The 15,300-nt window shown below is 41.6% G+C and carries 15 protein-coding genes; 13 read left to right on the top strand and 2 right to left on the bottom strand.

Translation table 11 applies throughout. From position 1 onward, the window contains the following. Positions 1–23: 23 nt before the first annotated feature. The 11 genes from ABFY09_RS10220 (at position 24) to rlmF (ending at position 9,757) form a co-directional block, all read left to right on the top strand. Positions 24–485 (top strand): nuclear transport factor 2 family protein, encoded by a 462-nt coding sequence (locus ABFY09_RS10220; protein WP_347984218.1) that lies wholly within the window; start codon positions 24–26, stop codon positions 483–485. Positions 486–500: 15 nt separating this feature from the next. Next, the gene (locus tag ABFY09_RS10215) at positions 501–1,277 is read left to right on the top strand and encodes an SDR family NAD(P)-dependent oxidoreductase (protein WP_347984217.1); all 777 of its coding nucleotides are present in this window, start codon (positions 501–503) and stop codon (positions 1,275–1,277) included. 80 nt (positions 1,278–1,357) lie between these two features. Continuing rightward, positions 1,358–2,608: an FAD-dependent oxidoreductase gene (locus tag ABFY09_RS10210; protein WP_347984216.1), complete on the top strand. Its 1,251-nt coding sequence runs from the start codon at positions 1,358–1,360 to the stop codon at positions 2,606–2,608. Next, on the top strand, positions 2,602–3,390 hold the full coding sequence (locus ABFY09_RS10205) for a DUF1365 domain-containing protein (protein ID WP_347984215.1): 789 nt from the start codon (positions 2,602–2,604) through the stop codon (positions 3,388–3,390). Before ABFY09_RS10210 ends, ABFY09_RS10205 begins: the two co-directional genes overlap by 7 nt. Positions 3,391–3,434: 44 nt before the next feature. Next, on the top strand, positions 3,435–4,697 hold the full coding sequence (locus tag ABFY09_RS10200) for a cyclopropane-fatty-acyl-phospholipid synthase family protein (protein ID WP_347984214.1): 1,263 nt from the start codon (positions 3,435–3,437) through the stop codon (positions 4,695–4,697). Positions 4,698–4,734: 37 nt separating this feature from the next. Further along, positions 4,735–5,244 (top strand): DUF2878 domain-containing protein, encoded by a 510-nt coding sequence (locus tag ABFY09_RS10195; protein ID WP_347984213.1) that lies wholly within the window; start codon positions 4,735–4,737, stop codon positions 5,242–5,244. A gap of 25 nt (positions 5,245–5,269) precedes the next feature. Further along, positions 5,270–5,995: a hypothetical protein gene (locus tag ABFY09_RS10190; protein WP_347984212.1), complete on the top strand. Its 726-nt coding sequence runs from the start codon at positions 5,270–5,272 to the stop codon at positions 5,993–5,995. 20 nt (positions 5,996–6,015) lie between these two features. After that, on the top strand, positions 6,016–6,567 hold the full coding sequence (locus ABFY09_RS10185; protein ID WP_347984211.1) for a DUF3833 domain-containing protein: 552 nt from the start codon (positions 6,016–6,018) through the stop codon (positions 6,565–6,567). 153 nt (positions 6,568–6,720) lie between these two features. Continuing rightward, on the top strand, positions 6,721–8,274 hold the full coding sequence (locus ABFY09_RS10180; protein ID WP_347984210.1) for an EAL domain-containing protein: 1,554 nt from the start codon (positions 6,721–6,723) through the stop codon (positions 8,272–8,274). 84 nt (positions 8,275–8,358) lie between these two features. Beyond that, positions 8,359–8,709 (top strand): DUF6164 family protein, encoded by a 351-nt coding sequence (locus ABFY09_RS10175; protein WP_347984209.1) that lies wholly within the window; start codon positions 8,359–8,361, stop codon positions 8,707–8,709. A 61-nt stretch (positions 8,710–8,770) separates the two neighbouring features. Then, entirely contained in the window at positions 8,771–9,757 is a 987-nt protein-coding gene (gene rlmF / locus ABFY09_RS10170) for a 23S rRNA (adenine(1618)-N(6))-methyltransferase RlmF (RefSeq protein ID WP_347984208.1), read from the top strand. Positions 9,758–9,804: 47 nt separating this feature from the next. Here rlmF and ABFY09_RS10165 read toward each other — a convergent pair whose 3' ends face one another. Then, a complete protein-coding gene (locus tag ABFY09_RS10165) occupies positions 9,805–10,710 on the bottom strand; it encodes a pseudouridine-5'-phosphate glycosidase (RefSeq protein ID WP_347984207.1) in 906 nt (301 codons plus the stop codon). After that, entirely contained in the window at positions 10,707–11,783 is a 1,077-nt protein-coding gene (locus ABFY09_RS10160) for a PfkB family carbohydrate kinase (RefSeq protein ID WP_347984206.1), read from the bottom strand. Before ABFY09_RS10160 ends, ABFY09_RS10165 begins: the two co-directional genes overlap by 4 nt. A gap of 188 nt (positions 11,784–11,971) precedes the next feature. Between ABFY09_RS10160 and ABFY09_RS10155 the strand changes: the two genes are divergently transcribed. Then, entirely contained in the window at positions 11,972–14,293 is a 2,322-nt protein-coding gene (locus ABFY09_RS10155) for a bifunctional diguanylate cyclase/phosphodiesterase (RefSeq protein ID WP_347984205.1), read from the top strand. A 38-nt stretch (positions 14,294–14,331) separates the two neighbouring features. Beyond that, the gene (locus ABFY09_RS10150; RefSeq protein WP_347984204.1) at positions 14,332–15,051 is read left to right on the top strand and encodes a 1-acylglycerol-3-phosphate O-acyltransferase; all 720 of its coding nucleotides are present in this window, start codon (positions 14,332–14,334) and stop codon (positions 15,049–15,051) included. Positions 15,052–15,300 lie beyond the last annotated feature (249 nt).

The following is a 15,300-nucleotide window of genomic DNA, read 5'->3' as shown; positions in this document are numbered from 1 at the left end:
ATGGCGAGCAAAGGAGGTTAAAGGTGCTAACGCAGGAAACGAAACAGGCTAGTGAGCCACAAACAGGTGAGCTTTTAATAGAGAGCTTTAAGACTTTTTATAAAGATGTAAAACATCCACAGCTAGACAAAATAGATGACATTTACGCAAATGACGTGTTGTTCAAAGACCCTGTTCATGAATTGCGAGGCGTTGAAGTACTCCATTCTTATTTATCTGAAATGAGTCTTAATGTTCGAAATGGACGTTTTGAGTATTTAGATCAAATTATTTCTGACGGAACGGCTTATATTAAATGGAATATGCATTTTATCCATCCAAAGTTGGGGCCTAAAACCATTACCGTTCGCGGCATGAGTCAGGTTCAGTTTAATGACCGTATTTATTTTCATGAAGATGTATATGACCTTGGGCAACTTATTTACGAGCATGTGCCGGTTTTAGGCACAGTCGTGAAAGGCTTAAAAAAACGTTTAGCGGGTTAATCTAAGGAAGTCGCCATGAAGGATACAGCTCAGAAAACGGTTTGGATAACAGGCGCCAGTTCAGGAATCGGTTTTTCCTTAACACAATGCTATTTAAAAGCAGGTTGGCAGGTGTTGGCCAGTGCGCGTCGACAGGGAGATTTGGCTCTTCTGTTGGAGCACGAAGACAACTTGAAGTTCATTCCTTTTGATGTGACTGATGACAGAAAAATTGAGTCTGTTCGTAATCTATTAGCAACTCATATGGATCATCTAAATTGCGCTGTGCTGAATGCCGGAACCTGTGAATATCTAGATATTAACGAGGAAAATCCTGATTGGAAAATGATGGATCGTGTCATGTCAGTGAATTTCTTTGGTTTGGTTAACAGTCTTGATGTTTGCTTGCCTCTATTGAAAAAAGCACCTCAGTCGCACTTGGTTGGCGTGAGTTCTCAGGCTGTTCAAGCCGCTTTTCCACAAGCTGAAGCTTATGGCGCAAGCAAAGCCGCGACACAGTATTTTTTGTCGTCCCTTAGAATGGATTTGAAACCATTTAACATTGATGTGACTTGTTTGCTTCCTGGCTTCGTCGATACACCTCTCACCCAGAAAAACACCTTTTCTATGCCTTTTCTGATGTCCGCAGATGAAGCGGCAAAGAGAATGTACAAAGCTTTGCAGTCTCGTCCATATGAATTTGCTTTTCCCAAACGGCTTTCGATGATGCTTTGGATTGGTCGTCACTTCCCCAAGTTGTGGCTTTCAATGCTGGCGCCCAAACCTAATAACACAAAGACATTCAAAAAATAACGCTCCAAAAAGCAGTGGAGCTGACAGAACACAATATCGTGCCTAGTACAGAAGGCGCTGAGTTTTAAGGAGACAAGTAAGTGAAAGTAGCCATTATAGGATCAGGGATTTCAGGATTAACTAGCGCGTATCTTCTTCAGCGCGAACATGATGTAACTGTGTTTGAGTCTGCGCAACGAATTGGCGGCCACACCGCAACAGTGGAAGTTCAAGAAGAGGATCGTACCAGAGGAATTGATACGGGTTTTATTGTTTTTAATGACTGGACTTACCCTAACTTCATTCGTCTGATGGATGAAATTGGCGTTTCGTCTCGAGCGACAGAAATGAGCTTCAGCGTTAGTTGCCAGCGTACCGGACTGGAATATGGCGGGAATAACTTAAATACCTTATTTGCTCAGCGCCGAAACCTCTTTAACTTTCCTTTCCTTGGCATGTTAAAAGACATACTTCGTTTTAACAAAGAATCGATTCAGGATTTAGAAAGCGGCGATCTTCGAGAAGGTGTGACACTAGGTGAATATCTCAAAGCGAAAGGTTATGGAGAGCGTTTTGCTAGTCATTATTTGATTCCAATGGGAAGTGCCATTTGGTCATCCACTTTGGATGAAATGATGGAATTTCCTTTGGTGTTTTTCGTTCGTTTCTTCAAGAACCACGGTTTATTGAGCGTGAATGATCGTCCTCAATGGCGAGTTATTGAAGGTGGTTCCTCTGCGTATTTAGAACCTTTGGTTAAGAGCTTTCATGACAAAATCCGTCTAGGTGTCCAAATAAAGCAAGTGACACGCTTGGCCGATAATGTGGTGATTCAGCTAGAAGATGATTCTGAAGAAGTATTTGATCAAGTGGTATTTGCATGTCACAGCGATGAAGCTTTGGCTTTATTGACAGACCCAAGCCAAGACGAAAAAAACATTTTGTCGGCGATTCCCTATCGTAATAACGATGTGGTGCTACACACAGATACGAGTGTTTTACCAAAGGCGAAACTGGCTTGGTCTAGCTGGAATTATCATCTTGGGACAGACCAAAGTAAGCCTGCTACACTCAGTTATAACATGAACATCTTGCAGCATTTCTCAAGCGATACAACTTATGTTGTTACCTTGAATCAAACCGATATGATCGCGCCAGATAAGATTCTTGGCAGTTTCAAATACGCGCATCCTACTTTTACTCTGGAAGGCATCAAGGCGCAGGATCGTTGGTCTGACATTAATGGCATCAACAGAACATGGTTTTGCGGCGCTTATTGGCGCAACGGTTTCCACGAAGACGGTTGCTGGAGTGGAGTTCGTGTGGCGAATGGGTTGGGTGTGGCATGGTGAATCAGCCTACAGAAGTTATGCATGAGCAGAAAGAGATAATACACAGTGCGATTTACCAAGGCACAGTGCGTCATCGCCGTTTTTCGCCTCGATCACATGCCTTTAAATATCGCGTATTCATGATGTATTTTGATTTAGATGAGCTGGATTCTGCTTTGGCACTAAGCTCTTGGTGGTCAGTGAAATCTTGGTCGCTCGCGCGCTTCAATCGTAACGATTATTTTGGCGATGGGTCTGTGTCGATCAAGAACTCAGTCTTAAACGAAGTAAACCTGAGGCTAGATTTAAACCTGTCTGGCTCTGTGCGAATGCTAACCAACTGTCGTTATTTTGGTTTCATTATTAATCCCATCACCATTTATTACTGCTTCGATGAAACCGAGCAATTACAAGCGATGTTATTAGAAGTGACGAATACGCCTTGGGGAGAAAAAATTGCCTATGTTTTGAAATGTGATCCAAACCAGTCTACTCAACGTATTCAATTTAATAAGGAAATGCATGTGTCGCCGTTCCACCCGATGGATCACTTTTATGATTGGCGTAGCAATCTTCCGGCGAAGAAACTTACCGTACACATGCAGAATAAAGAATTACTTGGTGAACAATGTGTATTTGATGCCACATTATCTTTAGCGCGTACACCGATGACGTCTTCTTCTATGGCTAAAGTGATTTTTAGTTATCCTGTGATGACGATGAAAGTGGCATTTGGCATCTATTGGCAAGCACTTAAATTATGGGCGAAAAGAGTGCCTTTTCACTCACATCCTAGTCATTAATTATTGGCCAGAAACCAGTTAACTCATTGAGGAGATGAAAAAGTATGAACTCCGTAAGTATGGATAATCAGAAAGTGAGAAAAAACCACACAACGACATGGTTCGATAGACTTGCTCGAAAAATGGTTTTTTCCATGTTAGAGCGACTAGAAGTTGGTCATTTAATCCTAGAAGAAAACGGCAGTACTTATTTCTTTGGTGAGGACAAAGACAGTGCTCAACATATCGCCCACATTCATGTTCACGATATTAATACTTACCGAGATGTCTTTTTAAACAGCAGTATTGGTGCGGGCGAAGCCTACATGAAAGGTGGATGGACCTCTCCTAATGTGGTTGCGGTTATTCGTTTGATGGTGGCGAACTTAAATTTGATTAATAAACTGGATGCGAAACGTCCTATTTTGAGTCGTATCGGTGCAAAAATCGTACATCGAATGAATGCTAATACTAAAAAAGGTTCAAAAGATAACATCTCTGCTCACTATGATTTGGGCAACGATTTTTTCTCTCTCTTTCTTGATCCAACTATGATGTATTCCTCTGCGATTTACCCTCAGAAAGAAGCGCCTTTAGAAGAAGCTGCGGTACATAAATTAGACCGCATTTGTCAGAAATTACAGCTCACAGAAGCAGATCACCTGTTAGAAATCGGAACCGGTTGGGGGGGCATGGCCATTCATGCAGCGAAACATTATGGCTGTAAAGTAACCACTACGACCATTTCCAAAGAGCAATATGAGTTTGCTAAAGAGCGAGTAGAAGCCGAAGGCTTGCAAGATAAAGTTACCTTGCTGCTTGAGGATTATCGCGATTTGGAAGGTCTGTATGACAAGCTGGTTTCGATCGAAATGATCGAAGCTGTTGGTCACGAATACTACGACAGTTACTTTTCCAAATGCAGTGAATTATTGAAACCTCATGGCGTGATGGTGATTCAAGCCATCACCATTGCCGACCAGCGTTATGATTATGCGCGTCGTTCAGTTGACTTCATTCAACGCTATATTTTCCCTGGTGGTTGCCTTCCATCTAACCAAGTCATTGCCCATAAAATTGCCTCTAAAACAGACATGCAAATCGTGGGGCTAGAAGATATTACAGAGCATTACGCGAAAACTCTGGCGGACTGGCGCACACGTTTCCATGAAGCGCGTCATCATGTGATGGACATGGGTTTTGATGATGTTTTCTGTCGCATGTGGGATTTCTACCTCGCTTACTGTGAAGGCGGCTTTACAGAGCGAGCAATCAGTACTGGGCAGTTTGTATTTGCCAAACCAGAGCATCGCTTGACGATCGAATAATGTCTTCGTTCAGATGAAGAGGCAGGTGGCAAATCCTATGAAACGTTTTCTAAATGCTGCTTTGTTTCAGATTATCTGGTTTGTGTGTTTGCTCGGCGGCAGCTTTTGGGCTTTGCCTGCAACGGTCTTGTATTTGTTTTTGCATGACCGTTATTTCATGAATACTCGTCGAGAATGGCGCTTATTGGGTGTGTTTGTCGGTTTAGGTTTTATTGTGGATGGCGCCTTGTTTCAACTTGGCGTTTTTTTTGACAATGATTCAGTTGGCTCGATTGTGGTGCCGCCTATTTGGTTATTATGTCTTTGGGTTTGTACTGCCAGTGTATTTGCTCATAGTTTGGCGTTTTTAAGATCTCGATATTTATTGAGTTCGGTTCTCGGCTTAATTGGGCCAACTATGAGTTATTTTGCTGGCGCTAAGTTAGCAGGTATTACACTGGCTGATCCATTATGGCTTTCTCTGTGTGTTGTGGCCGTGATTTGGTCGATCATCTTGCCATTGGGTTTTTGGCTCAGTGATAAATGGCGTTTATTTAACGACTTATAATAGGTTGCTGAAAGGAGTGTTTGCTGTGTTATCGACAGAATTAAAAAGAAACTTTGTTCTTTCCACTGTTCTTCTTAGCACTGTGTTTGGTTTGAACAATATGGTTCAAGCTGTTGAGCCTCATATTGTCGGCAGCGCTTTTAGTTTAAAAACAGGGGATTTATTGTATCGAGAATCCTACTTTGAAATCGAAGACACACTTCGTAAAGTGGAATATTCAGAACCCGACGGCAGTGTTTTTGGTCGTAAAACCATCGATCTTTCCAAGTCTTTTGTTACACCAGGCTTTAGCCAATTAAACGAACGCAATGGTGAAGCGATTGATGTTGCTCAAGAAGGCAGAAAGCTCATTGTGAACTACAAAGAAGACGCATCCGCGAAGCAAAAGACGAAGCAATTAGAACTTACCGCTGGCATGGTTGTGGACGCGGGTTTTAATGGTTTTATCCAGCAATATTGGCTGGTTTTGATGGATGGAAAAGAACTGGATGTGGATTTTCTTGTGCCTAGTAAACAGACGACGTTTCAGTTTCGTTTGAGTCGTTCTTCATGTGTAAGCGGAACAAAAGAGGGAGCAGTATGTTTTTCATTGTCGCCTATTTCTTGGTTTGTGAAATTAGCCGTAGATCCTATTGTGCTGGCTTATGATGCCACAGAAAAAACATTATTGCGTTTTACCGGGCGAGGAAATATTGCCAACTCAGAAGGCAAATATGAAAGCGTCGACATTCAATATCGTTATTTAAAATGATGTGATTCAAAGGAAATATTATGCGTAATTTCTGGCAACCAATTAAAACTAAAATACTGGTTGTGATCTGTTTATTTATTTTGTCGGCATGTTCTGCTCCAGATGTTTCTTTGTATGCGAGTAATGAGCCTAAATTCGAGCTAGAAGAATTCTTTTCTGGATCATTAACTGCGCATGGCATTCTTAAAAATCGTAGTGGCGAAGTAATCCGCTATTTCAATGCGATATTAGAAGGTCGTTGGGAAAATGGTGTTGGAACACTTACGGAAGAGTTTTTATTTGATGATGGCGAAATCCAAAATAGAACTTGGACTATGACTCCAGATGAGAAAGGACAATACATAGCCACTGCGAATGATGTAACAGGCTTTGGTGAAGTAAAAATCGCCGGAAATGCTTTATTTATGGATTATATTCTACAAGTGTCTTACAAAGGAGACACATTGGAAGTGAAAGTTGATGACCGAATGTATATGGTGAAAGATGGTGTTGTTATGAATGAATCTGTGATGACAAAGTTTGGTTTTGAAGTGGGTTATTTATCGATCATGATTAAAAAAGTAAAAAACTAAGTTCTTATTGCACTGCTTTTTTCAGGGGAATTGCCTTTTGTAGGTAATTCCCCTTTAATATAAGTGAAGGGCTTAGAGAAAATACATTAATTAACTTCCTCAATTATGGCTTTTTAGTTTTTTTAATGACATATAGAAGGGGGCAGTTTCGTTATGTATCAAAATATTAAATCCCCAATGCCCTCTAAAATAAGAGTTATTTCTTTATCTGCGTTTATTTCTCTCTTGCTCAGTTTTGTTATTTTCAGTGTTGGCTTGTATTTATATCTTTTAAAAGATTTAGAGGAAAAAACGCTCACAGCTGAATCTATATTAACTCATAAAATGAACACTATTCTGGTCGAGTTGAAAGATGTCGCACAAAACGTCACCTTATCCTGTGAAAAAGCAGATGTCAGAAATTTAATCGAGAAAAGCTTTTACTCTCCTATGTTCAAAGAATATGGCTTGTTCAATGAAGATTACCGAGTTTATTGCAATAATTTGGGTCCTCAAAATTTCACCATTTATTCTTCCATTTCAAAACGAATAAAAGAAAGCAAAGACGGTATTACTGTCTCCTTAGTTCAGTCCAAAACTTTGGGGCATCAAACATTTTTTACTTTTTACCAAGGCGAAAATGGCATAGGCGTAAACGGGCTTGCGCCGCCACAAAGCCTTGTAGTTGAATTAGAACACTTACTTTCAAGTCAATATCCTTACAGCTTAACGGTTGGTAAGCGTATTCTTTCATCACAAAAAGTGGACTCTGATTTCAGTGTGTTAAGTCAAAGGACTGTGGCATTAGATCAGTGGACAATGTCTTTGGTGGTTTCTTTACCGTCTTATTTGTATTGGGAGTACTTTGGTCAATCAATGACATTATTCGCGGCTTTATGGTTTCTGCTTTTTGCAGGTTGTTGCGCAATCTACTGGACCATTTTGTATTACCGCTATTCCCTGTCGCACAGTCTAAAAAAAGCGATTAAAGAAGAAGCAATGGATGTGTATTTTCAGCCGATTATTTCACTTAATGATCAAAAAACTCGTGATATGGAAGCTCTTATCCGCTGGAAATCCCCTTATCATGGACAAGTGTCACCTTTAACTATTATTGAAATAGCCGACAGATTAGGTGCGATTGATAACCTTACTTGGATGGTTATTCGTAAAGTAGGGCGTTTTTATCGTGAAAACTCAGTGACACTGGCAGATGTATCTATTGCTGTTAATGTTGATCGCCATAGTTTGCTCAAGGAATCTTTTATACCGGAGCTGAAACAAATCCTTGCTGAGTTTCCAGAATTAAAAGGACGACTCGGGTTAGAAGTCACGGAAACCAGCGCATTGAATATGAACGAGCTGCCTATTATGGTTAGCCAATTTGAGCGCATTAAAGCCTTAGGTATTGAGTTGTCAGTGGACGATTTTGGTACGGGCTATTCCGGTTTAGATTTCTTGCGACGTTTTCCTTATGACGTTCTTAAATTGGATAGAGTGTTTGTTTCCAGTTTACAGGGCGACCAATTTACCCGACAAATACTTACTTCAGTCACTAAGCTCGCTAGAGAATTGAATATGAGAGTGGTGGCAGAAGGCATTGAAGAACAAGAGCAATTGGATGCCATCATGGAACTGGGTGTAGACAGTGTTCAAGGTTATTTCTTTAGCGTGCCTTTACCCGGCGACCAAATTATCCAGTGGCTAGAAGAAAAAAACGAGAAGTAAAACACAAGAGCAATGCAAGATTGTATTCTTGGTAGTCTTCTCTTACCCTTTAGCGCTTCTGTTTGGTTTTCAAGGTTTCATTTCATGGCGACACTGGTTTTTCGACTTAAATATGTACCCGATGAAGAAGCGGACGACATTCGTCAATTGCTAACCGATCATGATATTGTTTTTTATGAAACCAGCGCCGGTCGCTGGCAAGTTTCTATGGCTGGATTGTGGGTGACAGACAAAGAGCAAGCTTTAAAAGCCAGAGAACTGATCAGAGAGGATCAAGTAGAACGAGCGAAAGACATAGTGTCGCCGTCATTTGGGCAATGGGTATTAGGTTATTTACAACATGCTTGCCAAAAACCTGTAGAAGCTCTTTTTACCCTGTTTACGGTTGCACTTATTCTTGGTGTTTCTATTGGGCCTTTTTTACTCTGGCTTTGAGGCTTCTTTAGTCCGTGCCAGATAATTCGGTTATACTCGATTTCTAGCTTCAATAAATGGCATGACTGTGGTGTTAAAAAGTAAGAATACGAAAAGTAAACGGACGAACAAACTAGAGCTTCACCCTCGTAATCCGCATCGTGCGCGTTATGATTTTGCGCTCTTAGCGGATTCTTGCCCAGAACTGTCACGCTTTATTCAGCTCAATCAATATGGAAACGAATCGGTTGATTTCGCTAATCCAGAAGCGGTAAAAACACTCAACCGAGCCTTGCTTAACCACTTTTACGGTGTTTCTTTTTGGGATATTCCTCCTGGCTACCTTTGTCCGCCTATTCCTGGGCGCGCAGATTACATTCATTATTTGGCCGATTTACTGGCAACCAGTAACGATGGCGTGATTCCTCGCGGAAAAGGCGTAAAGGTATTGGATATTGGTGTCGGTGCGAACTGTGTTTATCCCATTATCGGTCATCAAGAATATGGCTGGCAGTTTGTTGGTTCGGACGTGAATCCTGTTGCTGTAGCGACTTGTGAGACCATTATTAAATCAAACGCTTGTCTAAAAAGTGTGATTTCGACTCGTTTGCAATCACAGTCAAAAAACTTGTTTGGCGGCATTTGGAACGAGAAAGAGCGTTTTGATTTAACCTTGTGCAATCCCCCTTTTCACACCAGTGAATCCGCTATGCTTGATGAAACTCAGCGTAAATGGCGCGGTGTGAAAGGCAAAACGAACGAGAAAAAGCCTACTTTGAATTTTGGTGGCACTGCACCGGAATTGTGGTGCGATGGCGGAGAAGCTGGTTTTATCACTCGTATGGTAAAAGAAAGTGTTCAATACGGTGATCGCTGCTTTTGGTTTACTTCCCTAGTTGCACGTCAGGGGAATCTTGAGGCGATTTATCGCACATTAAAGCAAGCTGGTGCCCGCCAAGTAAAGACCATCGAAATGGCTCAAGGTCAGAAAATTAGTCGATTTGTCGCGTGGAGTTTTCTTGAAAACGATCAAATCGACTATTGGAAAGACAACTATTGGCAAAGCTAAGAAGCTTTTCAAGCTGAAAAGCTTCCGATCCGAATGCCTTAAAAAGATTAAAGAGCGGCTGCGACTGTGGCTGCTAGTCGAGCATTATTAAATACCAACTGAATATTGCTGGCTAAGCTGTCTCCACCTGTTAGTTCGGCAACGCGTGCTAGCAAGAAAGGAGTCGATTCTTTACCCGCTACACCTTGCTCTTCCATTTCAGCTAAGGCCTGATTGATTGCTGAATCAATCGCTGCTTTGTCCATAGCAAACTCTTCAGGAATTGGATTGGCGATAATAGCGCCGCCGTGTAATTCCATTTCCCATTTCGCCTTAATAAAGTCCGCAATTTCGTTGGCAGAAGACAAGTTGTAATCTACGGTTTGATCACTTTCACGAGTATAAAAAGCAGGTAGCGTATCTGTCTTGTAACCCAATACAGGCACGCCTTGCGTTTCTAAATATTCACGAGTTAAGGCAAGATCTAGAATGGATTTTGCACCTGCACAAACAACAGCAACATCTGTTTTTGCCAGTTCTTGCAAGTCAGCAGAAATATCAAAGGTTTGCTGCGCACCACGGTGAACGCCGCCAATTCCACCTGTTGCAAACACTTTAATACCAGCCATAGCTGCAATAATCATGGTTGCCGCAACTGTGGTTGCACCATGTTGTTTTTGTGCCACAACAAAAGGCAAATCACGACGAGAGCATTTAGTAACAGACAAGCCCGCTTTCGCTAAAGTGTCAATTTCGTCATTACTCAAGCCCGCTTTAAGACGACCATCAATGATAGCGATGGTTGCTGGAACCGCTCCGTTATCACGAATAATTTGCTCTACTTTTTTCGCTGTTTCCGCATTTTGTGGCCAAGGCATGCCATGGGAAATAATAGTGCTTTCTAAAGCGACAACTGGTTTTCCAGCAGCAATGGCTGCCGCAACATCTGGGTTGATATCTAGGTACTGATTCATAGGTTTTCTATCCATTGGGTTACATTTTGAACGGTAAGGTTTGGGTTGTTCGCGTGGGGGCTTTCTAATGTGAGTGCAGCGCAAGCCAATGCGAAAGAAAGTGTTTCTTCTACGCCTTTATTTTGCTGGCACGCACTTAAATATCCAGCAAGCAAAGCATCACCTGCTCCTGTGTCGCTGCTTGGTTGACTTGGATGGCAAGCCTGCTTGATCTGTTGCTTGGCGCTGGCGTAAAGAACGCCTTGGCTACCCAAACTGAGAAGCACTTCTCGAACACCTTTTTCTAATAATGCTTGTGCGAGCTTTTCAGGGCTTGTTTCATCTACATCAAGAATGGCTCTGGCTTCGTCTTGGTTCACTTTTAATAAAGCGAGTCGTGAGAGAATCGAGCCTAGTCTAGGGGCTTTTGCGGTAGAAACGGCATCGGCGACAAACTCGGCTGATAACGGCTGTTTGGATAGCCAATCAATGAGATTTTCAGGCAAGTTGGCGTCAACAATAATTCGATAAGCACTTTTCAATAGAGCTTGTTTCGAGTCCAGTTTTGCTTCGTCTAATGTATCAATAATGCGCATATCAGCAATAGCAGCTTGTAACTCACCGTTTTCATTACTAATGGAAAGGTATGTGCCTGTTGGTAAGGTGTCATGACGAAGAACATTGTGTGTATTCACGCCACTTAGACGTGTTTTTTCTATTAGCCAATCACCTCGTTGATCCAAACCAATAGGCGAAATTAAATGAACATTTTCCCCAAGTCTGGCAAGATTTTCGGCGATATTACGGCCAACGCCACCGGGGCTTTGTGAAATACTGCCAGGGTTTGAATCACCTTGTATGAGCAAGGATGTGCTGTGTCCGCCAATGTCCACGTTTGCACCACCAACCACTATGTAGGTGTTCTGCTCAGATAATAAATAGCCTTTGCCTAATATATATCCCTGTCGAGTCAGTTGCATAATGTGTCCTGCTACTGACTCTCGGCTCATATCAAGTCGGTCTGCCAGAGCCTGTTGAGAGGCTAATGGATCGAGCTTGATGGCTTCATACACGCGATAAGTTTGATCTTTCATAATGCTGTTAACAAGAGTTTAAAAAAATAACTTATGTTAACAAGTTGAATTAGGCAAGCATTTTAAGGTGAATATTGCATAAAATGTTATAAGATCGACTATTCTTAAAAGTCACGTATTGTTTTTGTTTAAGCTCAACAGTCTATTTGTTAAGGTCTTTTAGGGTTAATAATTAAAGAGGTTTTAAGGTGCTAAAAAGCTTTCAAGCACGATTGATCGTGTTTCTTTTGGTGTTATTGGCGTTGGTTCAACTAGGAACCGCATTGGCTGTTTTGTCATCATTAAAAAAAGACAATTACGCTCAAGGTGTTCACGCCATTGATGTATCGAAAAATATCTTCGACCTTTTTTTAGAGTCTCGTGCTGAGCAGTTAACCCAAGGTGTCGAAATTTTGGCGTCGGACTTTGCTTTTAAGCAAGCCGTTGCTACCAGAGAAACCGGAACAATCCAATCTGTTTTACAGAATCACGGCGCACGAATTAATGCCGATATTTCTTTGTTGGTTTCTCCTAGTGGCGACATCATTACGGCCACCCAGACTCTTGAGCAGAATGATAAAATTTCTGAACTGGTGTTAGCGGCTCGAAGAACGGGTGGTTCTTCTATCAGTACAATGATTGCTTTTGGTGATCGTGGTTATCAATTTGTGCTTGTGCCTGTGAAGGCGCCAAATGTGGTGGCTTGGGTCGGTATGGCATTTCTTTTGGATCAAGCTTTAGCAGAGCAAATCAAAAATGTTGCAGGTTTAGACATCAGTTTTTTCTATGAGGCAGTCAATACGCATACTTTCTCTGGTGGTTCGACTCTTTCAGATGATAAAAAAGCTAACTTCTTAACAGACATCAAAAACATTGCAGGTCTTGATGCGGCGATAGAAACACCTATTTTCTCTAATAATGATGAATACCTGTCTTTGGGAATCGATTTAGGATTGCCGAACCAATGGGGAATTATCCATTTGCCTTACGGCCCTTGGTTGGCAAGCTATAACAGCACGCGCAATCAATTACTTTTAATTTTCTCGGCGGCGTTGGCATTGGCTTTGTTGTTAGGAGCTGCTTTTGCCCGAAATATGACCTTACCAATCAATCGATTAGTCGAATACGCTCAACAGATTGGTTTGGGTAAAGAGAAGGTTCAAGCACCAAATTTAAGCGGAGAGTTTTGTGTTTTGTCGAATACAATGGCGGCCATGCAAAGCTCAATCAAGAATCGAGAAGAAGAGTTGTCTTTTCGAGCTTCTCATGATGCGTTAACTGGCTTGTACAACCAACATGCTGTTGAACGTCATTTAGCGGATAATTTACCGAAGAAACGAGGCAGTTTGCTGTTAGTGAATATCCGTCACTTCAAGAGCATTAATAATATGCTTGGTATTGATGTGGGCAACCTGCTTTTGTCTAAAGTCGCAGAGCGCTTGAAAGAGTGGGATAAGGACATAGAAATGTTGGCCAGATTGGGTGGCGATAAGTTCTTATTAATACTGGAAAAAAATGTTTCTGAGCAAGATTGCCTTGAGCTGAATGGGCTTTTTGTTAGAGAGTTCGAAACAGAAGTGTGCTTTGGTGCAAAGTCCTGTATGCGTCTTGATGTAAGTCTTGCCGTTCTTCATTTTGAACATGCTACAGACAATGTAAATAGCGCGATGAGACGTTTGGATATTATTTCAGACAAGGCCCGTGAAGAAAGCGGAGTATGTGTTTTCTATGAACAAGGGCAAGATGAAAACCATCAGCGTCAATTAACCATCATTCGGGACCTTCCTGTTGCTCTGGCAAGTAATCAATTATTTGTGGTGTATCAACCCAAAGTAGGCGTAGCGAAAAACGATTGTCAGGAAGCCGAGGCTTTGATTCGTTGGATTCACCCAGAATTAGGCTTTCTTCCACCGGATGAGTTTATTGCCCTGTTAGAACATGCGGGCAGTATTCAAGAGTTAACCCGCTGGATGATCAACAGAGTCTTGTATCAACTTAGCCAATGGTGGGAACAAGGCCATGAAATCCGTGTGGCGGTGAACTTGTCCGCTCATGATTTGGTGAATGAATCTTTGCCTCAAATGATTGAACAGGCGCTTATTGATAATAATTTACCGAAACGTGCGTTAGCACTCGAAGTGACAGAGAGTGCGGTAATGAAAGATCGTGAGAAAGTTATTAGCGTCTTACAAGCTTTGCAAGATATGGGAATTCATTTAGCCATTGATGACTTCGGTACAGGGCAGTCTTCTTTGGCTTATCTGCGTGAATTACCGGTGAATGAAGTCAAAATAGATCGAGCATTTATCCAATATATAGAAAGCAACAAATGTGATGAGTTTATTGCCAAAGCGTCGATTAATTTATCTCACGCACTGGGCTTCACTGTTACGGCTGAAGGTGCGGAAAACCTTGCTGGTGTTGAACTTTTGAAACAACATGAATGTGATAAAATACAAGGCTATTTTTTCTCTAAGCCTTTGGTTTCTGAGGAGTTTTTCGAATGGCGTGAAAACTTCCATAAAGCTTAACTGAGTTTATACTCCGCAGTTTTTAGGTCTACTTTATTATGTTGTTTGTTTTGCGAATCTTGTTGCTGTTCTTACTCATTGTTGTGGTTACCTTTTGTGGCATTGTTTTTTGTTTGTTCACGTTAGGCTCGAATAATCGCGTGTACCATATTGGACGTGTATTCGCTAAGGTTGCTCCGTTATTCGGTTTATCGGTGGAAGGGCGCGTGGCGCCTTCTGCAAGCCACAGTCCGCAAGCTGTGTATGTTGCTAATCATCAGAATAATTTTGATCTATTCACTTTAGCGAAGGTGTTACCAAAAGGCGTAGTGACAGTAGGGAAAAATAGCTTACTTTGGATTCCTTTTTTCGGTGCTTTATATTGGGTAAGTGGCAACATATTGATTAATCGAGACAACCGCAAGAAAGCCATCGCTACGATTGATCAGGTGGTGGCTAAAATGAAAAAAGATACTTTGTCGATTTGGATGTTTCCTGAAGGAACTCGAAGTCGAGGAAGAGGCTGGTTACCTTTTAAGAGAGGCGCTTTTCATGCCGCTGTTCAAGCTGGTGTGCCAATTGTGCCTATTGTTTGTAGTAATACACATGAGCAGGTGCATTTGAATCGTTTGAATAATGGAAAAGTCATTGTAGAAATGCTAGATCCTATCGACACTACAGATTTAAGTGAAACCGATGTTGTTGAGCTAATCAAAGTCTGCGAGCAAAAAATGCATGAAACTAAGGCGCGCTTGGATAAAGAGCTGGCAAAAAACTGACATTTAGTCAAAAGTACTGCTTATCGATAAGCAATCCTAAGTTATATATATCGAGAGAATAAATGGATTTTATGTCGTGCCTACTAAAGCTTCCAAGATGACCGATTCGTTGCGCTGTGTGCCTTCTACTTGTGCGAGAGTGTTTTATCAAGGTAAGTGTCTTAGTCTAGAATAGTGGCTCACTGTTTCCTTTGTAGGTTGCTAATTGCTTGTTTATCGGACACCAGTCTGAAGACATCAGTAAATTGT

Source organism: Marinomonas sp. 5E14-1, assembly GCF_039939215.1.
Lineage (GTDB): Bacteria > Pseudomonadota > Gammaproteobacteria > Pseudomonadales > Marinomonadaceae > Marinomonas.
The sequence above is the reverse complement of the archived record's forward strand: the minus strand, read 5'-3'. Positions and strand labels throughout refer to the sequence as shown.